The sequence below is a fragment of the Micromonospora haikouensis genome (genome assembly GCF_000876225.1).
GTDB classification, from domain to species: Bacteria; Actinomycetota; Actinomycetes; order Mycobacteriales; family Micromonosporaceae; genus Micromonospora; species Micromonospora haikouensis.
The window spans coordinates 1,881,440-1,902,586 of sequence record NZ_JXSX01000001.1 but is presented as its reverse complement, the minus strand read 5'-3'; the positions used below and the strand labels follow the sequence as shown (position 1 = coordinate 1,902,586).

Annotated in this window: 25 protein-coding genes and 1 tRNA gene; 14 read left to right on the top strand and 12 right to left on the bottom strand. The window is 75.9% G+C overall.

The features are described from left to right. Window positions 1-18: 18 nt before the first annotated feature. From TK50_RS08405 to TK50_RS08390, 4 genes are all read left to right on the top strand, one after another. On the top strand, window positions 19-1,497 hold the full coding sequence (locus TK50_RS08405; protein WP_043962216.1) for a glycoside hydrolase family 3 N-terminal domain-containing protein: 1,479 nt from the start codon (window positions 19-21) through the stop codon (window positions 1,495-1,497). A 195-nt stretch (window positions 1,498-1,692) separates the two neighbouring features. Further along, on the top strand, window positions 1,693-2,229 hold the full coding sequence (locus tag TK50_RS08400; protein ID WP_043962215.1) for a hypothetical protein: 537 nt from the start codon (window positions 1,693-1,695) through the stop codon (window positions 2,227-2,229). Further along, window positions 2,226-2,738 (top strand): thiol-disulfide oxidoreductase DCC family protein, encoded by a 513-nt coding sequence (locus tag TK50_RS08395; protein ID WP_043962214.1) that lies wholly within the window; start codon window positions 2,226-2,228, stop codon window positions 2,736-2,738. Before TK50_RS08400 ends, TK50_RS08395 begins: the two co-directional genes overlap by 4 nt. Further along, entirely contained in the window at window positions 2,680-3,378 is a 699-nt protein-coding gene (locus tag TK50_RS08390; RefSeq protein ID WP_043962213.1) for a TetR family transcriptional regulator, read from the top strand. Before TK50_RS08395 ends, TK50_RS08390 begins: the two co-directional genes overlap by 59 nt. 210 nt (window positions 3,379-3,588) lie before the next feature. Here the strand turns inward: TK50_RS08390 and TK50_RS08385 are convergent, their stop codons facing one another. Beyond that, window positions 3,589-4,251 carry a GNAT family N-acetyltransferase gene (locus tag TK50_RS08385; RefSeq protein ID WP_199485984.1) on the bottom strand — a complete coding sequence of 221 codons (663 nt, stop codon included), beginning with the start codon at window positions 4,249-4,251 and terminating at the stop codon, window positions 3,589-3,591. Window positions 4,252-4,485: 234 nt separating this feature from the next. Here TK50_RS08385 and TK50_RS08380 point away from each other — a divergent pair, with 234 nt between their 5' ends. Then, on the top strand, window positions 4,486-4,680 hold the full coding sequence (locus TK50_RS08380) for a hypothetical protein (protein WP_043964112.1): 195 nt from the start codon (window positions 4,486-4,488) through the stop codon (window positions 4,678-4,680). 31 nt (window positions 4,681-4,711) lie between these two features. On the opposite strand, the gene orn is transcribed toward TK50_RS08380, so the two are convergent. Beyond that, window positions 4,712-5,308, bottom strand: a complete 597-nt coding sequence (gene orn, locus TK50_RS08375; protein WP_082106218.1) for an oligoribonuclease — start codon at window positions 5,306-5,308, stop codon at window positions 4,712-4,714. A 67-nt stretch (window positions 5,309-5,375) separates the two neighbouring features. On the opposite strand from orn, the gene TK50_RS08370 reads away from it, so the two are divergent. After that, window positions 5,376-6,665, top strand: coding sequence for a glycosyltransferase 87 family protein (locus TK50_RS08370; RefSeq protein ID WP_043962210.1), 1,290 nt, complete (start codon window positions 5,376-5,378; stop codon window positions 6,663-6,665). Window positions 6,666-6,846: 181 nt separating this feature from the next. On the opposite strand, the gene TK50_RS08365 is transcribed toward TK50_RS08370, so the two are convergent. The 4 genes from TK50_RS08365 to TK50_RS32075 form a co-directional block, all read right to left on the bottom strand. Then, a complete protein-coding gene (locus TK50_RS08365) occupies window positions 6,847-7,473 on the bottom strand; it encodes a hypothetical protein (protein ID WP_043962209.1) in 627 nt (208 codons plus the stop codon). Window positions 7,474-7,628: 155 nt separating this feature from the next. Beyond that, window positions 7,629-8,357 (bottom strand): YcnI family copper-binding membrane protein, encoded by a 729-nt coding sequence (locus TK50_RS08360; protein ID WP_043962207.1) that lies wholly within the window; start codon window positions 8,355-8,357, stop codon window positions 7,629-7,631. A gap of 14 nt (window positions 8,358-8,371) precedes the next feature. Beyond that, window positions 8,372-10,033 (bottom strand): copper resistance CopC/CopD family protein, encoded by a 1,662-nt coding sequence (locus TK50_RS08355; protein ID WP_043964110.1) that lies wholly within the window; start codon window positions 10,031-10,033, stop codon window positions 8,372-8,374. Beyond that, a complete protein-coding gene (locus tag TK50_RS32075) occupies window positions 10,030-10,689 on the bottom strand; it encodes a zf-HC2 domain-containing protein (protein WP_082106217.1) in 660 nt (219 codons plus the stop codon). The genes TK50_RS08355 and TK50_RS32075 overlap by 4 nt, the downstream gene beginning before the upstream one ends. Window positions 10,690-10,797: 108 nt before the next feature. Here TK50_RS32075 and TK50_RS08345 point away from each other — a divergent pair, with 108 nt between their 5' ends. The 4 genes from TK50_RS08345 to TK50_RS08330 all read left to right on the top strand — a co-directional run bounded on the left by TK50_RS08345 (window position 10,798) and on the right by TK50_RS08330 (window position 13,862). Continuing rightward, window positions 10,798-11,412 (top strand): sigma-70 family RNA polymerase sigma factor, encoded by a 615-nt coding sequence (locus TK50_RS08345; protein WP_043962206.1) that lies wholly within the window; start codon window positions 10,798-10,800, stop codon window positions 11,410-11,412. Window positions 11,413-11,480: 68 nt separating this feature from the next. Continuing rightward, on the top strand, window positions 11,481-12,002 hold the full coding sequence (locus TK50_RS08340; protein WP_043962204.1) for a MauE/DoxX family redox-associated membrane protein: 522 nt from the start codon (window positions 11,481-11,483) through the stop codon (window positions 12,000-12,002). Beyond that, window positions 11,995-12,711, top strand: a complete 717-nt coding sequence (locus TK50_RS08335) for a DsbA family protein (RefSeq protein ID WP_043962203.1) — start codon at window positions 11,995-11,997, stop codon at window positions 12,709-12,711. Before TK50_RS08340 ends, TK50_RS08335 begins: the two co-directional genes overlap by 8 nt. Then, on the top strand, window positions 12,708-13,862 hold the full coding sequence (locus TK50_RS08330) for a hypothetical protein (protein ID WP_241773958.1): 1,155 nt from the start codon (window positions 12,708-12,710) through the stop codon (window positions 13,860-13,862). The genes TK50_RS08335 and TK50_RS08330 overlap by 4 nt, the downstream gene beginning before the upstream one ends. On the opposite strand, the gene TK50_RS08325 is transcribed toward TK50_RS08330, so the two are convergent. From TK50_RS08325 to TK50_RS08310, 4 genes are read right to left on the bottom strand one after another with little or no spacing between them, the layout of a single operon-like run. Further along, window positions 13,852-14,610, bottom strand: coding sequence for an energy-coupling factor ABC transporter ATP-binding protein (locus TK50_RS08325; RefSeq protein ID WP_043962202.1), 759 nt, complete (start codon window positions 14,608-14,610; stop codon window positions 13,852-13,854). The two genes, TK50_RS08330 and TK50_RS08325, sit on opposite strands and share 11 nt — an antisense overlap. Continuing rightward, complete coding sequence (gene cbiQ / locus TK50_RS08320; protein WP_043962201.1) at window positions 14,607-15,377, bottom strand: cobalt ECF transporter T component CbiQ; 771 nt, start codon at window positions 15,375-15,377, stop codon at window positions 14,607-14,609. Before cbiQ ends, TK50_RS08325 begins: the two co-directional genes overlap by 4 nt. An 11-nt stretch (window positions 15,378-15,388) precedes the next feature. Then, the gene (locus TK50_RS08315) at window positions 15,389-15,835 is read right to left on the bottom strand and encodes a PDGLE domain-containing protein (protein ID WP_043962200.1); all 447 of its coding nucleotides are present in this window, start codon (window positions 15,833-15,835) and stop codon (window positions 15,389-15,391) included. Next, complete coding sequence (locus tag TK50_RS08310; protein ID WP_043962199.1) at window positions 15,832-16,551, bottom strand: energy-coupling factor ABC transporter permease; 720 nt, start codon at window positions 16,549-16,551, stop codon at window positions 15,832-15,834. Before TK50_RS08310 ends, TK50_RS08315 begins: the two co-directional genes overlap by 4 nt. A 324-nt stretch (window positions 16,552-16,875) precedes the next feature. On the opposite strand from TK50_RS08310, the gene bcp reads away from it, so the two are divergent. The 4 genes from bcp to TK50_RS08290 all read left to right on the top strand — a co-directional run bounded on the left by bcp (window position 16,876) and on the right by TK50_RS08290 (window position 19,053). Beyond that, window positions 16,876-17,352 carry a thioredoxin-dependent thiol peroxidase gene (gene bcp, locus TK50_RS08305; protein WP_043962198.1) on the top strand — a complete coding sequence of 159 codons (477 nt, stop codon included), beginning with the start codon at window positions 16,876-16,878 and terminating at the stop codon, window positions 17,350-17,352. Between the two features lie 237 nt (window positions 17,353-17,589). Further along, on the top strand, window positions 17,590-18,171 hold the full coding sequence (locus TK50_RS08300) for a pyridoxamine 5'-phosphate oxidase family protein (RefSeq protein WP_043962197.1): 582 nt from the start codon (window positions 17,590-17,592) through the stop codon (window positions 18,169-18,171). 80 nt (window positions 18,172-18,251) lie between these two features. Next, window positions 18,252-18,339, top strand: a tRNA-Leu gene (locus TK50_RS08295). A gap of 162 nt (window positions 18,340-18,501) precedes the next feature. Beyond that, window positions 18,502-19,053 (top strand): GNAT family N-acetyltransferase, encoded by a 552-nt coding sequence (locus tag TK50_RS08290; protein ID WP_043962195.1) that lies wholly within the window; start codon window positions 18,502-18,504, stop codon window positions 19,051-19,053. A gap of 103 nt (window positions 19,054-19,156) precedes the next feature. Here the strand turns inward: TK50_RS08290 and TK50_RS08285 are convergent, their stop codons facing one another. Then, window positions 19,157-20,188 carry an expansin EXLX1 family cellulose-binding protein gene (locus TK50_RS08285; protein WP_043962194.1) on the bottom strand — a complete coding sequence of 344 codons (1,032 nt, stop codon included), beginning with the start codon at window positions 20,186-20,188 and terminating at the stop codon, window positions 19,157-19,159. Between the two features lie 69 nt (window positions 20,189-20,257). Further along, window positions 20,258-21,091, bottom strand: coding sequence for a class I SAM-dependent methyltransferase (locus TK50_RS08280; protein WP_043962193.1), 834 nt, complete (start codon window positions 21,089-21,091; stop codon window positions 20,258-20,260). Between the last annotated feature and the right edge of the window lie 56 nt (window positions 21,092-21,147).

Genomic DNA, 21,147 nt, shown 5'->3' with positions numbered 1-21,147 from the left:
GGCAGAGGGGAGACCTCCGTGGGGACCGATCCTGGACTGCGCCGGCTCGCGCTGGGCACGCTGCTCGCCGCGTACCCGGGGCCGGTCCCGCCCGGCTGGGCGGTCGACCTGGTCGCCGAGGGCCTCGCCGGGCACACCCTGTTCGGCACGAACGTGCACGACCCGGCCCAGGTGGCGGCGAGCACCGCCGCGCTGCGCGCCGCCCGCCCCGACGTGCTGGTCGCGATCGACGAGGAGGGCGGGGACGTGACCCGCCTCGCCCACGCGACCGGCAGCCCGTACCCGGGCAACGCCGCCCTCGGCGCGGTCGACGACCCGGCGCTGACCGGGCGGGTGTACGCGGCGATCGGCGCCGAGCTGGCCGCCCTGGGGATCACCGTGGACCTCGCCCCGACGGTGGACGTGAACACCGCCGACGAGAACCCGGTGATCGGCACCCGCTCCTTCGGCGCGGACCCGGCCAGGGTGGCCGTCCACTCGGCCGCCGCCGTCGCCGGCCTCCAGTCGACCGGGGTCGCCGCCTGCGCCAAGCACTTCCCCGGCCACGGCGCGACGGTCGCCGACAGCCACCACGAGCTGCCCACCGTGGAGGCGTCCCCGGCGGTGCTGCGCGAACGCGACCTGCCCCCGTTCGCGGCGGTCGTCGACGCCGGCGTCGCGTCGATCATGACCGCGCACATCCGGGTGCCCGCGCTCACCGGCGCCGGCCCGGCCACCTTCAGCCGCGCGGTCCTGGTCGACCTGCTCCGCCGTGAGCTGGGCTTCACCGGGGCGGTGATCACCGACGCGCTGGAGATGAAGGGCGCGGCGCTGGCCGCCGGCGGGGTCGGCCCGGCCGCCGTCCTGGCGCTCGCCGCCGGGGCGGACCTGCTCTGCATCGGCGCGCGGGTCGACGCCGGCCTGGTCGAGCGGGTCGCCGCCGAGATCGTCGCCGCGCTGCGCGACGGCCGGCTCGACCGGGCCCGGGTCGAGCAGGCCGCCGGCCGGGCCGCCGCGCTCGCCGCCGGAACGCGGGCCGCCGCGCTCGCCGCCGCGACCCGGGCCGCCGGCCCGTCGCCGATCACCCCCACCGACCTGGGGTACGCCGCCGCGCGGCGCGCCGTCCGCGTGGAGGGCGACGTCGCCGGGCTGGGCCGGCCCCTCGTCGTGCGGCTGGACGCCGCGACCACGATCGCGCAGGGGCGGGTGCCGTGGGGCCTCGGCCCGCACCTGGCCGGGTCGGAGGAGATCCTGGTGCCGGCCGCCGAGGCGGACGCGGCGGCCCTGCGTGCCCGCGCCGGGGAGCGGCCGATCGTGCTGGTCGGCCGGCACCTGCACCGGCTGCCGGGCGGCGCGGCGCTGGTGGACGCGCTGGCCGCCGCCCACCCGGTGGTCGTGGTCGAGATGGGCTGGCCGGGGCGGTGGCGGCCGGCGGGCGCCCGCGCGTTCGTCACCACGTACGGCGCGAGCCACGCCAACGGCCGCGCCGCGGCACAGGCCCTCGGCCTGACCCCCTGACCGAGCCACCGCCACCGGGACCAGGCCGGGGGCGGAGGGCCATGATCGTCTGCTGTTCCGCGAGAGAAGCCGCGGCGTGTCGTCTCACCAACCGACAGACGATCATCGACTCCACGGCCCACTCTTGAACGTGTTCAAAGTGTGCCCTACGCTGAGGGCGACCTGAATTTGAACGTGTTCAAGGAAGGTACCGGGATGGACGTCAAGGTCTGGATGTACCTGGTCTACCTCGCGGTCAGCATCGGCCTGACCGTCTGGGTGGCGCGGTCGCTGTCCCGCAACGGGCTGGTCTTCCTGGAGGAGGTCTTCGCCGACGAGCGGCTGGCCCGCGCCGTGAACAGCCTCCTGGTGGTCGGCTTCTACCTGCTCAACCTCGGCTACGTGACGGTGGCGATGCGGCACCGCGACCCGGTCACCGGCACCAGCCAGGCGATGGAGGAGCTGTCCCTGAAGGTGGGGCTGGTGCTGCTGGTGCTCGGCGCGCTGCACTTCTTCAACGTGTTCGCGCTCGGCCGCTACCGCCGGGGCCGGCTGCGCCAGCTCGCCACGCACCCCCCGGTGGCACCCGTCGCCCGGCTCGCCCCACCGCCCGCCCAGCCGGGCCCGCACGCGCCGTACCCCGCCGCTCCGCACCCCGCCGGCCCGCACCCCGCCGGCCCGCGGCCTGCCGGGCCCCCGGCCGCTCCGCACGGTGGCGCGACGGGCGCCGGCCCGGTCCCGCCGGCCCGATGAGCGGGCACCCGGCCGTTCCGGCGGGCGACGCCGGTCCCACCGCACACGGGGGCGGTGGGACCGGCGGCCTCACCGTCCTCTACGACGCGCACTGCCCGCTGTGCCGGACCGCCCGACGCTGGCTGGCCACGCGCGCCCAGCTCGTACCCCTGGAGTTCGTGCCGGCCGGGTCGGTCGAGGCCCGGCGGCGCTTCCCCGGCCTCGACCACGACGCCACGCTGCGCGACCTGACCGTGGTGGCCGACACCGGCGAGGTGTACGCGGGCGACGGGGCATGGTTCGCCTGCCTGTGGGCGCTGGCGGACCACCGGGCCACGGCCGAGCGGCTGGCCCGGCCGCACCTCATGCCGCTGGCCCGGCGGGTGGTGGCCGCCGCCTCGTCGGTCCGCGGGCTGGTCCGCGAAGAGTGGGACGGATCGGTCGGCCCCGACCCGGGATACGGTGACGACGATGACCGAGCAGACTGCGCCGACGACCGCTGCGGGCGAGGCGGCGACCGTCCGGGGTGAGCAGACGCGGCGGCTGATCCTGGACACCGCGCTGCGGATGTTCCGCGAACGCGGCTACGCCCGCACCACCATGCGCGCCATCGCCCAGGAGGCGGGCGTCGCGGTCGGCAACGCGTACTACTACTTCGGGTCCAAGGACCACCTGATCCAGGAGTTCTACGCGGGCACGCAGGTGGAGCACCGGGCCGCCGCGGCGGCGGTGCTGGCGCGGGAGACCGAGTTCGGGCAACGGCTGGCCGGGGTGCTGCACGCCGGCATCGACGTGCTCACCCCGTACCACGAGTTCGCCGGGACGTTCTTCAAGACCGCGGCCGAGCCGACGTCGCCGCTGAGCCCGTTCTCCGCCGAGTCCGCCGCGCCCCGGCAGGCGTCGGTGGCGCTGTTCCGCGAGGTGCTCGACGGCTCGACCGCGAAGGTCGACCCCGAACTGCGCCCGGAGCTGCCCGAGCTGCTCTGGCTGGCGTACCTGGGGGTGGTCCTCTACTGGGTGCACGACCGCTCCCCCGGGCAGGCGAAGACCCGGCAGCTCGTCGACGGGGCGGTGCCGCTGGTCGACCGGCTCGTCGGCCTGTCCCGGCTGCGGGTGCTGCGGCCGGCCACCCGCCAGGCGATCACCCTAATCCGCACGCTGCGTCACTGACGCTCGATCCGGCGCCACGCCAAGTCGCAGGTCAAGTCCACTAGACGACACCGCCGACCCGCCGACTACCCTTGCCCACCGCCGATCTCATTACGTAGCGTCATGGGCGGGACGGCGGCCGGCGGGAGCGACCGGCCGCGCCGAGGGAGGACCTGGGGGGAGGCCGCGCGGACCGTGGATCCGGCCCGGGATCCACGGTCCGCGCCCGGCTCACGGGGGATAGACCCCGTACGACCGCCAGCCCCGGTCCGGGAAGCCGGCGGCCTCCGCCACCCGCGCCGACGCGCCGTTGGCCGGGTCGTGCCGGTAGGTCGGCACGGCCCCCTCGTCGAGCACCCGCCGGGCGGCCTGGGCCACCAGCCGCCGGGCCAGCCCCCGGCCCCGGGCCGCCCGCACGGTGCCGACGGCCAGCTCGTGGCCGTGCGCGTCGTGCCGCTTGATCGCCACGCCGGCCAGGTACCGCCCGTCGGCGTCCCGCACCACCAGCACCTCGCGGTCGAACAGCCCCAGCCACCGGGGCAGTCCCGGCTCGGTCGGCGCGATCCACTCCCCCACCTCCGGCAGCGGGGCCGGGGCCAGGGTCCACCGGAACACGTCGTCGTTGGACACCCAGCGGGGGTGCGCGACGGCGACCGGCAGGCCGGCGAGCAGCCGCCGGTGCGACCGGGCGGCGAGCGCCCGGACCTCCGGGACGTGCCGGGGCGCGACCGAGAGCACCGTGCCGCGCCCGTCGCCGACCGCGATCGCCGGGCGGAGCCGGCCGTCCCAGGCGGGTAGGTCACGCCGGTACGAGCCGACCACGTGCAGCCCCGGGCCCGGCGGCCACTGCCCGAGCCAGGTCACCAGGTGCAGGTACAGCCGCCGGTCGCCCACCGGTCGCCTCCCTCCGCAGCGCCCGCCGGGGGGCGCCGACATGATCACGGTACGCCGGTGGGCTCGCGATGGTGCGCGGGTTGGTTGAGGCCCGGGGCGGACGGGTAGACGTGGGGCGGCACCGCCGCCGGCCGGCGGTGCGTCGTCACGCTGCCGACGGCGGGAACCTGAGGCGCTCCGACCACGTCATATCTATTTCCATACATGTACAACTTTATTTGGGACGGTATGGTCATGCCGAAACTGCCTGAGGACCGACACGAGCAGGACGCCGAGCGGCGCTGGCGGGGTACGCGCGGGTGGTTCCCGGCACAGCCGGCATACCGGGAGGCCCGCAACGTGCACGGCGTGCGGCCGGCGCTGTCCTGGGCGGAGCTGAACCGGCTGCCGGCCGGCTTCTCCACCCGGCGCGGCCTCACGGCCCGCTGACCCGCCCCGAACCGACGCGGGCCGGGTGGGCTCAGAGCTGGGCGGCGATGGCCTTCGCGCTGTCCACGTCCGGGCCGGGCAGCGGGACGAAGACCGTCCGCCGGTAGTACTCCAGCTCGCGGATGCTCTCCCGGATGTCGGCCAGCGCCCGGTGGGCCAGCCCCTTCTTGGGCTGCCCGAAGTAGACCCGCGGATACCAGCGCCGGCACAGCTCCTTGATGGAGGAGACGTCGATCATCCGGTAGTGCAGGTGGGCGTCGAGGCGCGGCATGTCCCGGGCGATGAAACCCCGGTCGGTGGCGATCGAGTTGCCGCACAGCGGCGCGGAGCGGGCGTCCTTCACGTGGCTGGTGACGTAGTCGAGCACCAGGTCCTCGGCCTCGGCGAGGGTCACGGTGGAGCGCCGGACCTCCTCGGTCAGCCCGGACTTGCCGTGCATGGTCCGGACGATCTCCGGCATCGCCGCCAGCGCCGCCTCGTCGGCGTGGATCACCACGTCGACCCCGTCGCCGAGCACGTTGAGGTCGGGGTCGGTGACCAGCGCGGCGACCTCGATCAGGGCGTCCCTGCCGAGGTCCAGCCCGGTCATCTCACAGTCGATCCAGACGAGGAGATCAGCCACGCGCACAGCCTACGCGCAGCCCACACCCTCGCGCCTCGGCACCGTACGCGGGATGGACCGCTAGGGTTTCCCCGTGCCAGCTGAACCGATCGCGCCACCCTCCGTGACCGTCGCCGAACCGGGCGGCCGCCGGGTCCGCCGGCTGGTCACGGTGCTGGCGCTGGCGGCCGTGCTGCCCGCGCTGTACCTGCCGGGCCTGAAGCACGACTTCCTCGATCTCAAGATCTACATGCGGGCGATGGACTGGTGGGCCGCCGGCCACCCGCTCTACGACTACGTGCAGCCGGACCGGGTGCAGGGCGAGCTGTACTTCACCTACCCGCCGGTGAGCGCGCTGCTGCTGCGCCCCTTCGCGCTGCTGCCGCTGGGGCTGACGATCGCGGTCTTCACGGTGCTCACCGTGCTCGGCGTGGTGGTGACCACGCGGTGGCTGCTCGCCCCGGTCGTCGCCCGGCACGGGCTGCCCCGGGTGTTCACCGTCACCGTCGGCGTGCTGCTGGTCTTCGCCGTGGAGAGCACCCGGGAGACGATCACCTTCGGCCAGATCAACATGCTGCTGGTCGTGCTGATCCTGGCCGACCTGCTGTTCGCCGTGCCGCAGGGGCGGCGCTGGGCGGGCGTGGGCGTCGGGCTGGCCACCGCGCTGAAGCTCTACCCCGGCATCTTCATCGTCTACCTCCTGGCCACCCGGCGATGGCGGGACGCGGCCGTGGCCTCGGCGACCGCCGCCGGCGCCACGCTGCTCGCCGCGGCCGTGGCACCGGCGGACTCGTGGCGGTTCTTCACCCACGAACTGTGGGCGACCGACCGGGTCGGGCGCACCGACTACACCGGCAACCAGTCGCTGTTCGGTCTGCTCAGCCGGCTCACCGCGCCCGCCGAGCCGAGCCGGGTGCTGTGGCTGGCGCTGGCCCTGCTGGTCGCCGGGTACGGGCTGTGGCGGGCCGCCCGCGCCGCCCGCGCCGGGGACGCGCTGACCGGCCTGACGCTGACGGGCCTGGTCGGGGCGCTGGTCAGCCCGATCACCTGGACCCATCACATCTACTGGTTCGTGCCGGCGGTGGTGCTGCTGGCCGACGCGGCGCTCGGCACGGACCCGACGACGCCGGCCGGGGCGCGGCGGCGACGGTGGCTGGCCGGCCTGGCCGTCGGCACCGGCGCGCTGATCGTCTACGGGGTGGTGTCGTTCCACGACTGGGGGGTGGCCCCGGTGCCCACCGACTCGCCCGGGGAGTTCCTGGCGCGCAACACGTACGTGCTGCTGAGCCTGCTGCTGGTGGTGGCCCTGCCCGTCGCCCGCCCCGCCCCGGCGTCCGCCCACCAGGGCGAAAAATCGCGCCAAATGGACACTTCTCCCGAGTAGCGTCGTTACCGGTTAATCTTACCCATACCTCGGGCATCCCCCGTGGCACCGATCCCCCGGTGCAGGCGGCCCTCCGTGTCGGCAGCACGGAGGGCCGCTCGCTTGCCGCGCAAGGAAGGGCCCCGCTTGACGTCCACGGTCGAGAGGGGTTCCCCTCTCACCTCCCCGCGAAGCCCCCGGATCAGGGGTGCCGGCGGCGGGCGCTGGGCGCGGCGGGGCGGATGCGGCGCGGCTCGACGCGTACCGGACGGGTGGTGGCCTCCGGCGCGGCCGGCGGCCAGGCCGGCGGACCCGCAGGCGCCGACGACGCCGGCCCCGAGGGCGACGCCGGGCGGGCCGGGGCCAGGTCGGCGAGGGTGACCGGGCGGCGGGCCGGTGCCGGCCCCAGCGCGGGGCGGGGCCGCTCGGCCGACGCACCCACCGCGACCAGTTGCCGGTCGGCGACGACGGCCGGGGCCGGCACGGGGCGCGCGCCCAGCCCGCTGAGCGAGGTCACCCCGAGCCGGTCGGCGAGCACCGGGACCTGGTCGGGCTCGACCACGAAGACCACCTCGCGCGGTCGCGCCGGGCGCAGCAGCAGCGCGGCGGACGCCACCAGCAGGACGCCGAGGACGCCCAGCAGCCAGGCGGCCGCCGGGAACCAGTCGGCGGTCGCGCGCGCCTGGAGGGCGACCACCCCGAATCCCACGGTGAACCCGCCGGCGGCGTCGGAGTGCCGGGACAGGACGCCGAGCACACCCGCGGCCAGTAGCGCCGGGAGACCGATGGTGAGCAGCAGCATGCCGGCGAGCGCGCGAGCGATCCGCATCCGTGTCGTTCCCTTCCGTGGCCTGAGTACCCGGCCGACCTTACCGGCGCAAAAGGCGCAATCGGCCCGATATCAGCAGCAACGGCGTACGACGGGGGCCGGAAACGGGCCGGCCCGCCGGGTGGACCGGCGGGCCGACGGGCGGGAGCCCGGGGTCAGCTCGTCGCGGCAGGACCCCGCCGGGTGCGGGCGAACGCGAGCCCGCCGAGGACCAGCCCGGCCAGCCCGGCGACCAGCCCCGCGACGCCGAACGCGAGGCCCGCCCCGCCCTCGGAGTCGTCCTCGTCGTCCGCCGCCGCCGCGGGCGCCGCCGGAGCCGGGGCACCCTCCGTCGGGGCGGCAGCGGTCAGGGTGAGCACCGGGGCCGGGTTCTCCGGCTCCTCCGCCCCGGCGGTCGGCTCCTCGATCCAGCGCACCACCGTGCCGTCGGAGTAGGTCTGGAGCGCCTTGAACACCATCGTGTCCACCTGCGGCAGCGGCCCCATCGACACCGGGAACTCCTGGAACTGGCCCGGCTTCACCGCCGCGTCCCCGGTCGCCGTCCAGGTGATCTTCGCCACCGCCTCGGTGACCTCGCTGCCGTGCACCTGCACCGGCGGGTCGACCTTGCGCTTCTCCACCGCCACCGTCCAGCCCGGCACCGGCATCGTCGACACCGAGCCGACCGGCGCGTTCTCCGGCAGCACCACCTCGACCTTGGTCGTCGAGGCCTCGTCACCCTCGTTCGGCACCCGGAACGCGAACCGGCCGTAGCCGCCCTGCGTCGCCTCCTTCGGGTTGACCGAGACGTGCGCCGAGGCGGGCGCGGCCACGCCGAGCACGACGGCGGCGACGGCGCCGAGGGCCAGGGCGGCGGCGGTTACGGAACGCCGGTGACGGAGCATGGGAATACCTTTCGTTAACGGATCGGCACGGTGGCGCTCACCGTGGCCTGGTCGATGTCCGAGATCCGGACGGTGAAGCGGAACTGCCACTCCCCCGAGGCGGGAAGGTTGATCTCCCCGGATGCGTGGTTGTCGGTCAGCGGCAGCAGCGGGATGTCGATCGGCTCGATGCCCGCCGACGGCAGCGCGGCGGTCGCCTTCCACTCGGCCACCGGCTGCGGCCGGTTGTCCGACGTGTACGCGTACAGGTGCATCGAGTTGTTGCCCCGCCCGGCCGGGTCCAGCTCCACCTGGAGCGAGTAGATCGGGCTGGACAGCGTGGTGGTGAAGAACGTGTCCGGCGTACCGGCCACCTCGGCGGCGCTGCGGGCCGGCGGGGTCTGCACCAGGGTCGCCGTCACGCCGAGCACCACGGCCGTGATCGCCAGCTCGACCCAGACCGCCCGGCGCACCGGGGCCGGGTGGGCCGCGGCGGTGCGCCGGCGCACCAGCGCCCGGGAGTACGCGGCCACGCCGATCACCAGCGCGAACAGCACGATCTTGGCCAGCACCAGCCGCCCGTACGTGGTGTCGACCAGGGCCGACGGGGTGGCCACCTCGATCAGCGCCTGCACGGTGCCGGCGAGCAGCAGCGCCGCGACCGACAGCGCCGCCCAGCGCGACCAGACGGGCAGGATCGCGCCCAGCTCCCGCTCGTCGGCCAGGCGCAGCAGGAAGCCGCCGAGCATCACCAGCCCGCCCAGCCACACGGCCATGCTGCCCAGGTGCACCGCGTCGACCACCACCGACACCGCAGGTGCGGGCGAGGCCGCCGGGTGCCCGGCCAGCGGCCAGGTGAACAGCGCCGCGCCGCCGAGGACCGCCAGGATGATCGCGTCGGTGCGCCCCACCGGCCCGGCGAAGAGCGGGCGGAGCAGGAACGCCGCCGCCGCGAGCAGGCCGAGCCGGACCAGGTGCGCCGTGCCGTACGTGCCGCCGAGCACGTCGCCGAAGCCCGCGCCGGTCACGTCGAACAGCCCGCCGCCGGCGGTGTAGGGCACCTGGAGCCACAGCTCGGCCAGCGTGGCGAACGCCAGCACGCCGAGCCCCACCCAGGCGAGCCGGGCCGGGCCGCGGCGGTCGAGCCGGCGCGGCCACAGCGCGCCGAGCACCAGCGCGGGGCCGACCAGCAGGAGCAGGCCGGCGTAGCCCAGGTACTTGGCGACCTTGACGCCGGTCTCCACCACCGGGTCGGCCCGGGTGTCCGACCCGCTGTCCGTCGGCGGGGTCGACGGCGCGCCCACCGACCAGGTGAACGCGCCGGAGATCGGGTGGTTGTCCGCCGAGATCACCCGGTAGCTGATCAGGTACGTCCCGCGCCCCGCCGACGGGTCCACCGGGATGGTCACCACCGTGTCGGAGAACGACGGCTCGCCCCGGTCGGCCCGCGCCCCGTCCGGGGCGATCACCCGGATCTTCCCGGCCACCTTGCGCACCGGCTCGCTGAACGTCAGCACCACCTCGGACGGCGCGCTCGGCACCACGGCGGAGGCGGCCGGGCTGCTGCTCACCAGCACGGCGTGGGCGCTCACGGGGGTGGCGGGGGCCAGCAGCAGGGCGACGACGGTGACGAGCAGACCGGCGAGCGCGCCGAGGCGCGCGAGCCGGCGGTGGGGCCGGAGAGTGGCAGCAGTCATGCCGGCCATGCTCGCCGATGAACCGGCCGATCGGCGAGCCCCAGCGGGCGGTTCGGCTCGCCGCCGACGCGCCCCAGGGCCCACAGCAGGCCCGCCTGCACGACGGCAGCCAGGTGCCCGGCCTCGTGCACCAGGGCGGTGGTCGAGTTGGCGATGTCCAGCGCGCTGGTGGCCGCCAGGCAGAGCGCCAGCACCAGGGCCACCGGCAGGAAGGCCCGGGCCCGCTCCGGCCGCCACGCCGCGAGGGCGAAGCCCACCGCGAGCGCCACGTCGAACGAGGCCATCTCCCGGCCGGTGTGCGCGTCCGCGCCCACCCCGAAGCCGCCGACCAGGACGGGCAGCGCCACGGCGAGCTGGGCGACCGCGGCCACCGCCACGGCCACCCGCAGGAGCTGGCGTCGGGCGCGCACGGTCGCGGCGGCGGCGGCCCGTGCCGTGGCCCGCTCGGCGGCGACCGCCGCCAGCACGGACGCCGTGAGGTCGGGCACCCGCACCGGGCGCAGCCGGGTGAGGCGGGTCACCTGCTCGGCGCTGGCCAGCCAGGACCGGCAGTCGGGGCAGGAGCCGGTGTGTGCGTCCAGCGCCGCCGGCGACGCCTGCGGGTCCTCGCCGTCGAGCCGCGCCGACAGCGCCACGCGGACGTCGTCGCAAGTCATAGGAGGGTGGTCGGGCAGCGCACCGAAAAAGTTCCCGGAGTGTGCCACGTCATCGGAAGGGTCGAAGGACCCTGCCCACCGCCGGCACGCCGCGTACCGTGGTCTGACGTGATCCCCGCGCCGCGCGAGCCCGCCGCCGACGGTCCCACCGACCCGGCCCGCGGTCGTGCCCCCGACCCGGCGACCGCACGCGAGCCCGACCCGGCGACCGGCTGGGCGCTGGCCGCGCGCGACGGCGACCCGGCCGCCCAGGCGGCGTTCGTCCGGGCCACCCAGGCCGAGGTGTGGCGGTTCGCCGCCGCGCTGGTCGACCCCGACACCGCCGACGATCTCACCCAGGAGACCTACCTGCGGGCGTTCCGGGCGTTGCCCGCCTTCGCGGGGCGGTCCAGCGCCCGCACCTGGCTGCTCGGCATCGCCCGCCGCGCCTGCGCCGACCACCTGCGCGTCGTGGTCCGCCGCCGCCGGCTCGCCGAACGGCTGGCCAGCCACGCCCACACCGACCTGCCGCACCCGGACCCCGCCGGGCAGCTCGGCGCGGCCGACCTGGTGCGCCGGCTGCCCGCCGAGCGGCGGGGGGCGTTCGTGCTCACCCAACTGCTCGGCCTGTCGTACGCCGAGGCCGCCGCCGTGGAGGGGGTGCCGGTCGGCACCATCCGTTCCCGCGTGGCCCGGGCCCGCCACGACCTGGTCGAGGCGGCCGGCGACGCGCTGGCCGGATGACCGGAAACGCCGGCCGTGACCGGGAACTCCTGCGCGACGGGGAACCTCCGTCGGGCCCGGGACGACCAATGACCGTGACCGCATCGAACACCGGGGCCGCCCGTTGGGCCGCCGTCCGGCCCTGGCTCGGCGTCGCCGCCCGGCTCGGCCTGGCCGCCGTCTGGCTGATCGCCGGCGGGGCCAAGGTCGGCGACCTGGCCGCCTCCGGGCGTGCCGTCAACGCGTACCAGGTCATGCCGTACGACGTCGCGACGGTGATCGGCGCGGCGTTGCCCTTCGTCGAGCTGGCCCTCGGGGCGCTGCTGCTGTTCGGCCTGGCCACCCGCCTGGCCGCCGGGATCTCGGCGACACTGCTGGTCGTCTTCGTCGCCGGCATCGCCTCGGCCTGGTCGCGCGGCCTGGCCATCGACTGCGGCTGCTTCGGCAGCGGCGGGCAGCTCGCCGCCGGGCAGGCGCCGAGCTACCTCCCGGAGATCCTCCGGGACCTGGGATTCCTGGCCCTGGCCGGGTTCCTGCTGATCTGGCCCCGCACCCCCGTCTCCGTCGACGGCTGGCTCGCGGGCCCACCGGTGGAGGACGATGATGAGTAGTCGCAAGGGGCAGAAGGACGCCGCCCGGGTGGTCCGCGAGCAGCTGGCCCGGGAGCGCCGGCGCAAGCGCACCCTCTGGACGTCGCTGGTGGCGGTCGCCGTGCTGGTCATCGCCGGCGGGATCGGCTGGGCCGTCTGGTCCAGCCAGCGCTCCGACACCTTCACCGCCCCGCCGGGCGCGAACGAGGCCGGCACCGGCATCGCGTACGGGACGGGCCCGGTCACCATCGACCTGTACGAGGACTTCCTCTGCCCCGCCTGCAACCAGTTCCAGCAGACCAGCGGCGCGACGATCGACCAGCTCGTCAGCGAGGGCAAGGCGCGGGTGGTGTTCCACCCCGTGGCCTACCTCAACCGGTTCTCCACGACCGAATACTCCACCCGCTCCTCCGCCGCCTCCGGCTGCGCCGCGAAGGGCGGCAAGTTCCAGGAGTACGCGAAGGCGCTGTTCGCCAAGCAGCCGCCCGAGGGCGGCGCGGGGCTCAGCGACGACGAGCTGGTCGACATCGGCGCGGGCGTCGGGCTGAACCGGGACGACTTCGCCTCCTGCGTCTCCGACGGGACGTACAAGGCGTGGACCGAGCACGTCACCGACGACGCGAGCCGGGCCGGCGTCACCGGCACGCCCACCGTCAAGGTCAACGGCGCGGAGGTCGCCGACCGGTCGCCCGCGGGCCTCACGGCGGCGGTGGCGGCGGCCAGCAAGTGAATCCCGCCCCGCCCCGCAGCGCCGGGCTGGGCCGCCCGGCCGGGCTGGACCGCCGCGCCGGCGCGGCCGGGCCGGCCGTCGCCCGGCTGGTCGGCGTGCTCGCCGGGCTGGCCGCCGTCCTCGCCACGGCGACGCCGGCCGCCGCGCACGGCGGGGAGTCACCCGACGGCACGGACTACCGGGCCGAGGTGACCGGCGTCGCGCCGGCCCGGCCCGGGTTGACCGCCCGCGTCGTGGAGGGCGGGGCGCGGCTGGAGCTGGTCAACCGCACCGGGCGGCCGATCGAGGTGATCGGCTACACCGGCGAGCCGTACCTGCGCGTCGGGCCGGACGGGGTGTACGAGAACAGCCGCTCCCCGGCGACGTACCTCAACCGGACCCTCGCCGGGGACACGGCCCTGCCCGCCCAGGCGGACCCGGCCGCCGCCCCGGACTGGCGGCGCGTCGGCGACGGGCCGACGGCCCGTTGGCACGACCGGCGGGCCCGCTGGCAGGAGTCGGCCCCGCCGGCGGTGGTGCGCGCCGACCCGACCCGTGAGCAGCGGGTGCGGGACTGGGTGGTGCCGCTGCGCGACGGCGCCGAGCCGGTGGAGATCCGGGGCACCCTCGACTGGGTGCCGCCGCCCGACGCGTACCCCTGGTGGGTGGCGGCCACGCTCGGCTTCCTGCTGGTCGGCTCCGCCGGGCTGCTGGCGGCCGGCACCCCGCTCGGGGCGCGGGCGCTCGCCGGCGCCGGCGCGGCGCTGGCGGCGGGCGGGGTCGCGGCGATCGTGTTCACCGTGGGCCGGGAGCTGGACGCGGGCGCCACGGGCGTCGGCGGAGTGCTGCTGGGCCTGCTCGGCGGGCAGATCTGGGCGCTGCTCACCGGCCTCGGCGCGCTCGCGGCGGGCGGGTACGCGCTGGCCCGCCGCCCCGCCGCCGACTTCGCCCTCGCGCTGGCCGGGGCGTGCCTCGCCCTGTTCGCCGGGGTCACCAACGTCGCCGTCCTCGCCCGCTCGGTCCCCCCGCTCCCCTGGCCCGGCGGGCTGGCCCGCACCCTGCTCGTCCTGATCCTGGCCACGGGGGCCGGCGCCACGGCGGCCGGCCTGCTCCGCCTCCGCGCCGCCGCCCACCCGGCCGTCCCCGCCCCGGCGGAGCCGGTCAGGGGGTGAAGCCGTAGGGCAGCTCCAGGCGGTGCGCCGCCAGCAGCTCCCGGTCGGCCAGCAGCTCCCGGGTGTCGGCGTCGGCGACGATGCGCCCGCCGTCGAGGATCACCGACCGGTCGCACAGCTCCAGCGCGTACGGCAGGTCGTGCGTGACCATCAGCAGGGTCACCGGCAGGCCACGCAGGATCTCGGCCAGCTCCCGGCGGGCCGCCGGGTCGAGGTTGGACGACGGCTCGTCCAGCACCAGGATCTCCGGGTGCATGGCCAGCACGGTGGCCACCGCCACCCGGCGGCGCTGCCCGAACGACAGGTGGTGCGGGGCCCGGTCCCGGTGCTCGCCCATCCCCACCGCCGCGAGGGCCTCGTCGACCCGGGCGGCCAGCTCGGCCCCGCGCAGGCCCAGGTTGGCCGGGCCGAACGCCACGTCCTCGGCGACCGTGGGCAGGAAGAGCTGGTCGTCCGGGTCCTGGAAGACGATCCCGACCCGGCGGCGGATCTCCGCGAGGGTGTCCCGGTCGCGGCTCACCGTCAGCCCGCCGACGCTCACCGAGCCCTCGGCGGCGGTGAGGATGCCGTTGAGGTGCAGCACCAGCGTCGTCTTGCCCGCGCCGTTGGGCCCGAGCAGCGCCACCCGCTCGCCGCGCGCCACGGTCAGGTCGACCCCGTGCAGGGCGACGTGCCCGTCCGGGTACGCGTACCGGACGCCGCGCACGTCCAGGGAGGGGGGAGCCGGGTTCTGCACGTCCCCGATCATGTCAGGGCGACGGCGGTCGCGGCGATCCCGGCCGCGACCAGCGGCACCGTCGCCCCGACCAGCCACTGCCCCGCGCTCGCCGCGCCCGCGCCCTGCCACACCGCCGGCATCCGGCCGGAGTAACCGCGCGACAGCATCGCCAGGTAGACCCGCTCCCCGCGCTCGAACGCGCGCAGGAACAGCGCGCCGACCCCGGCGGCGAAGCCGCGCAGCTGCCACAGGAAGCGCGGGTCGTCGCCCCGGGAGACCCGGGCCACCCGCATCCGGCGGGCCTCGCCGACCAGCACGTCCAGGTAGCGGAGCATGAACGTGGCGATCTGGGTGACGATCTGCGGGCAGCGCAGCCGGTCCAGGCCGACGATCAGGTCCCGCGTCGTCGTGGTCGCGGCCAGCAGGAGCGACGCGAGCACCCCCAGCGTGCCCTTCGCGACGATGTTCCAGCCGCCGAGCAGCCCGTCGACGGACAGGGCCAGCCCGGCCACCTCGACCCGCTCGCCCGCACCGAGGAACGGCAGCGCGACCGCGAAGAGCACGAACGGCAGCTCGATCGCCGCGCGGCTGAGCAGCCAGCCCGGCCCGACCCGGGCCAGCGCGGCCACGGCGGCGACCAGCAGGGCGTACCCGCCGAACGCCCAGAACGCCGTGCGGGGGGTGGCCACCACGGCGAGGGTGAACAGCACCATCGCGGCGATCTTCACCTCCGGCGGCAGGCGGTGCACCGGGGAGGTCGCCTCCCGGTAGAGCACGTGCGCGTGACCGGCCCCCATCGTCGGGTCGCCTACCGGGACCGCGCGACGCGCGACGCGTCGGCGGCCGGGCTCTCTGCGGCCCGGCCCTGCGGCCGGTCGGCGGCCGGCTCGCCGCCGGACACGTCGGCCGTCGGCGGCTGTGGGCCGCGGCGGCGCAGCAGCCAGAAGACGCCGCCGCCCACGGCGAAGGTGAGCAGCACGCCGAGCACCCCGGACAGCCCGGTGGAGAGGAAGTCGTTGTCGAGGCCGCGGACGCCGTAGTCGGCCAGCGGGCTGTCGGCCAGCTCGTGGTCGCGCTCCTGCTGGGCGGGGCAGCTGCCGCCCGTGATCTCCCCCTCGGCGTCGACCGTGCAGCCCTTGAGCAGCGACGAGTCCAGCCCGTCGGGATGCGAGGAGGCGTAGTTGCTCACCACGCCCGCCAACAGCAGGGCGACCAGCAGCCCGCCGACGATGAAACCCCAGGGACGCTTGCTCATCGGGCACCTCCGGCGACCGGGACGACGGGAGCCGGCGCGGCCGGCCTGAGGGCGCGCAGCGCGTACACCAGATCGGGGCGGACCTTGGCGACGGTGACCACCGTGGTCGCGGTGATCAGGCCCTCGCCGATGCCGATGAGCAGGTGGACGCCGGCCATCGTGCCGGCCAGGCCGGCGAGGTTGCCGCCCAGGTCGGTGGTGCCGCCCAGCCAGTACTGGAGCACGAAGCCCTGGGACGCGACCACGACGCTGACCAGCGCCGAGACGAAGGCCGTCACGGCGAGGCCGGCCGGGGTGCGCGGCAGCACCCGCAGCAGCAGGGCGATCAGCAGGTACGCCGCCGCGGTGCCGAGGACCGCCATGTTGGTGACGTTCAGGCCGAGCATCGCCACCCCGCCGTCGCCGAAGACCAGCGCCTGCACGACCAGCACGACCGCCACGCAGAGCGCGCCGACCCACGGGCCGACCAGCAGCGCGGCGAGCGCGCCGCCGAGCAGGTGGCCGCTCACCCCGGCGGTGAAGATCGGGAAGTTGAGCATCTGGACGGCGAAGATGAACGCGGCGACGAGCCCGGCCATCGGGGCGAGCCGGTCGTCGAGGTCGCGCCGGCCGCGCAGCACGCAGAGGGTCAGCACGGCCAGGGCGAACGCGGCGAAGACGGCGGCGACCGGGCCGTTCACGATGCCGTTGGAGATGTGCATCGCCAGGGTTTCCACTCGACCTCCCGGAGGCCCGGCGGGAGCGTCCACGCCGGCTCGGCCCAGCCTATTTCCATGGATGGGCTGTTGCCAATCCCTGGCAACAGCGTCGAGGCGCTGATCACCGCCCGGCCGGGACCGCCGCGCGGGGCCGGGACGCGCGCGGGGCCGGGGCCGCCGCGCGCGCCCCGCCCACCGCGCGCGCCCCGCCCGCCATGTCGGCGACATGGGGCCATCACCTACCCCGGGATCCCGCGATGTCGGCGACATGGCGGGCGGCGTCGGACCGGCAGCCCGGGGCGGCGTCGGACCGGCAGCCCGGGGCGGCGGTAGGGTTCGGCCATGACCGCGCCAGCCCGCCTCAGCCCCGGTGACCCCGCGCCCGAGTTCAGCCTGCCGACCGACACCGGCGAGACCCTCTCCCTGGCCGACCTGCGCGGCCGGACGGTGATCCTGTACGCCTACCCCGCCGCGATGACCCCCGGCTGCACCAAGCAGGCGTGCGACTTCCGCGACTCGCTCGCCTCACTCCGGTCCGCCGGCTACGAGGTGGTCGGCATCTCGCCGGACAAGCCGGAGAAGCTGGCGAAGTTCCGCGAGCGGGACGCCATCACCTTCCCGCTGGTCGCCGACACCGACCGGGCGGTGCTCACCGCCTACGGCGCGTACGGCGAGAAGCAGTCCTACGGGCGCACGGTGACCGGGGTGATCCGGTCCACCTTCGTCATCGACCCCGACGGCAAGATCGAGCGGGCGCTCTACAACGTCAAGGCCACCGGCCACGTCGCCAAGCTGCGCCGCGACCTCGGCCTCGACTGAGCAGCCCGGCGGCCGGGTGACCCGGCGACGCCCCCGCCGGAGGCCCCACACCCCCACGCCCCGCGCCGCACGCCGGGTCACAACGGCAAGCAGCGAGATGGCCGGGGCGCCACCCGCCGTCGATACTTTCCTGGTAGCGATCAGACTACGGCCGGTCACGCCGGGGATCGCGGGCCCGTCGCACGTGGGCACCGGGACGAGGACGGCTGCCGGCATCCGCGCGGGGAAGGGGCAGCTGTGGACTACGCCGAAATCGTGCACCTGGTGAACACCGATCCGGTGGCCCAGACGTTGCTGGAGTCGCCGGTCGCGATGCGGCTCGGCTACGTGGGCCTGGACGGTCACCCGCGCACGGTGCCGGTCGCGTACCTGTGGAACGGCGAGGCGTTCCAGTTCGCCAGCCCGACGACCGCGTACAAGGTGCGGGCGATCGCGGCGCATCCGCAGGTCTCCTTCAGCGTCGACACGTACTCGGCGGAGGTGCGGCGGAAGGTCGCGGCGCAGCTCGGCCCGACCGTCTCCGACTACACGCCCGTCGTCATGCTGGTGCGCGGCACGGCGTCCATCGAGGTCCACCCCGGGGTCCCGGACGTGCACGTCAAGGCGTCCTGGCGGATGTTCGCGGACAAGAGCCTGGCCCCGGGCTGGGAGCAGCAGAAGCGCGCGCACACGACCGACATGGCGGTGATCACCATCAAGCCGACCCACGTCACGCTGTGCGACTTCGTGACGCGGTTCCCGCCGCCGGTCGAGATCAACGCGCCCGCCCACGACCCGGCGCACGGCGGCAGCGGCGGCGCGCCGGTCCCGGTCACCTGAGTCCGGGCGGGATCCGGGCGGTCCGCCTGCCGGACGGTGCTAACACGAGGGACGCCGAACCCTCTAGACTCCTCGGGCAGGCGGGAGTGGTGGAATTGGGTAGACACGCAGGATTTAGGTTCCTGTGTCCGTGAGGACGTGGGGGTTCGAGTCCCCTCTCCCGCACCACGGGTTCCATCACGCGCGTCATCGCGGTCGACGGGTCGGTCGATGCTCCGGCCGGCTCCGTCGCGACCCGCCGGCCCCAGTAACCCGTCCGGCACCTGGTGCGGCTGTTGTGCGTGTCACGATCGTGCGGCCGGCGGGTGACGGCGGGGCCAGGATGGCGACGTGAGCCTGCGTTTCGTCCTCGACCCCGACCTCACCGCCGAGCTGCGCGCACAGATCGTCGCCCTGTGGGTGGACGTCACCAACGCCGGCGGCGCGGTCGGCTTCGTGCCGCCGGTCACCGCGGCCGACGTCCGCCCCGTCGCCGAGGCGACGTTCGCCGGCATCGTCGGCGGCCCGGACCGGCTGCTCGTGGGCTACGACGGTGACCGGCCGCAGGCCGTGCTGGTCTTCGCCGACAACCGGTTCGACCTCAAGGCCCACTGGTGCGTGCTGAAGCGGGTGATGGTGCACCCGGGCACGCAGGGCCGGGGGTACGGGTCGGCGCTGATGCGGGAGGCGGAACGGCTCGGCCGGAAGCTGGGCCGGGAGGCGCTGCACGTGACCGTGCGGGGCGGGCTGGGACTGGAGTGGTTCTACACGCGGCTCGGGTACCGGGAGGTGGGCCGGCTGCCGGGGGCGCTGCGGGTCGCCCCGGGCGACGACCGCGACGAGATCCTCATGTGGCTCGACCTCACCGCCGGCGGCCCCGCTCCTGGGAAGGCGTCGCGGTAGTCCGATCAATGGCCGGTTGCGGTGCAATCGCGGCGGCGTGTCGGGTAGCGGAGCCAGCCAACATCCCCGCCCGGCCAGGTGGGGACGCCGACGAGACTCCGGGTCAGTTGCCGCAGCCGGCGGCGGGCGCTTCGGCGGCGAGCGGCACGACGGGCGCGTCCGGGGCCGACGGGCTGGATGAGGCCGGGGCGGCCGACGGCGACGGGCGCGGGGACGTCGCGCGGGGCGTCGGCGAGGCGCTGGGCCGGGGCGACGCCGAGCGCGCGGCCGGTCGACCGCCGCCGGCCGGCGCGCCGCCGCCGTACATCCTGACCGTGCCGCGCTGGACCTGCCCGGGCGTCAGCCGGACGCCACCGGCGGTGACGCGGTGGCCGTAGACGTCGGTGACCCGGATCGAGTACGGGCCGGGGCCGGCACCGGACTCGACCAGCCAGTAGTTGTAGTCCTGCCGGGCGGCGGCCCGCCACCCGCCCGAGTCGCCCTGGCGCACCTCCACCGCGCGCAGCGGGTTGCCGTGGTCGGCGACCAGCACGGCGAACCAGTACCGCGAGGCGCCCTCCTTGATCCGGAACGTGAGCGGGCCGGGCAGCGGCGGGTCGACCACCGCGCGGTAGCTGACGGAGACGATGCCCTGCACCGGGTCGGCGATCCGCGCGAACGCCTCGCGCGAGAGGTCCAGGTGACCGGGCGCGCACTCGGGGCACTGGTCCATGACGAGGACGCGGACCGTGCCCTTCGGGCCCGTCACGTCGAGGTGGCCCCCGCAGGCCGCGCCGGCGGCGTACTCCGTCGGGCCGAGCGCCACGTAGAGCCGGTTCGCCGGGGCGCTCGGGTAGGAGCAGTTGCCGCCGGCGCCTTTGGAGTCGTAGAAGGTGGCCTTGCCCTTGTGGACGGTCCCGCCGACCGGCGGCGCGGCGGCGACCGGCGCGGCGACACCGAGCGGGACGGCGGCGGGCGGGGCGGCGCAGGCCGGGGTGGCGCCGGCGCGCAGGGCGAGGGTCAGGCCGAGGACGCCGGCGAGGACGGCCACCCCACCGGCGGCGAGCCAGCGGGACCGGCCGGGACGCGGGGCGCGGCGGCGGCCGGGGCCGCCGGCGGGATGGGGGGCGTCCGTGGGCGCGCTTCCGTCGGTCACGCCGGTCGATGCTGCCGGACCCCCGGCGTCGGGGACAAGCCGGCTAAGCCAAAGCTAAGACGCCGGGCGTCACCAGGCGGCCCCGATGCCGTCGCCCGGATACCAGTGCCGGGCCGGGGTCTCCCGGTACGCGAGGAACCGCCGGCCGGTGCGTTCGGCGTGCTCGGCGAGGACGTTGGTGGTGGTGACGTTGTCGGTGAGCAGCAGCGCGCCGGGGGCCAGCTTCGGCTCGACGGCGTCGAACTCGCGCTTCTCGTGGGCACGGCTGTGGTCGCTGTCGTGCAGGAAGAGGTCGACGGGCCGGTCGAGCGCGCCGATCGAGGCGACGGAGTCCCCGACCACCAGGTCGACGACCCCGGACCAGGGCGCGGTGCGGGCCAGGTAGCCGGCCTCGGGGTTGATGTCCAGCGAGGTGACCCGGCCGGGGTGGCCCTCGTCGGCGTTGCGCAGCAGGGCCGCCGCCAGCACGCAGCTGCCCAGCCCCTTGTCGACGCCGGTCTCCACGACGTGGGCGGGGCGGGTGGCGCGGACCATCGCGTACCAGCCGATCCGGCGCGCGTAGCGGACCTCGCGGTCGGCCAGGCCCCGGCGGGCCGCCTCCGCGGTGGCCCGCTCGATGTGCCGACGCAGCTCGTCGTCGCCCTCGATCTCGGCGAACCAGCCGCGCACCCGGCCCACCGGCACGTCGCAGACGACGCTGACGAACCAGGACAGGTGGTGCCGGCTCAGCTTGGTCAGCTCGTACGTGTAGTTGTGGTGCTCCCGGGAGGTGACCAGCCAGCGGGCGGAGGCGCGCAGCACCTTGGCGTCGTGCCGGGCCACCCGGGCGAGCCGCTTGGGGAAGGCGGCGACCGGGGCGAGCCGGGTGCGGGCGATGGCCCGCCGGAGCTTCGTTGCGTCCACGGGAGGGTTGTACCAGGTCCGGGGAAACAACGGGTGGCGAACTTCACGGTCGCCCG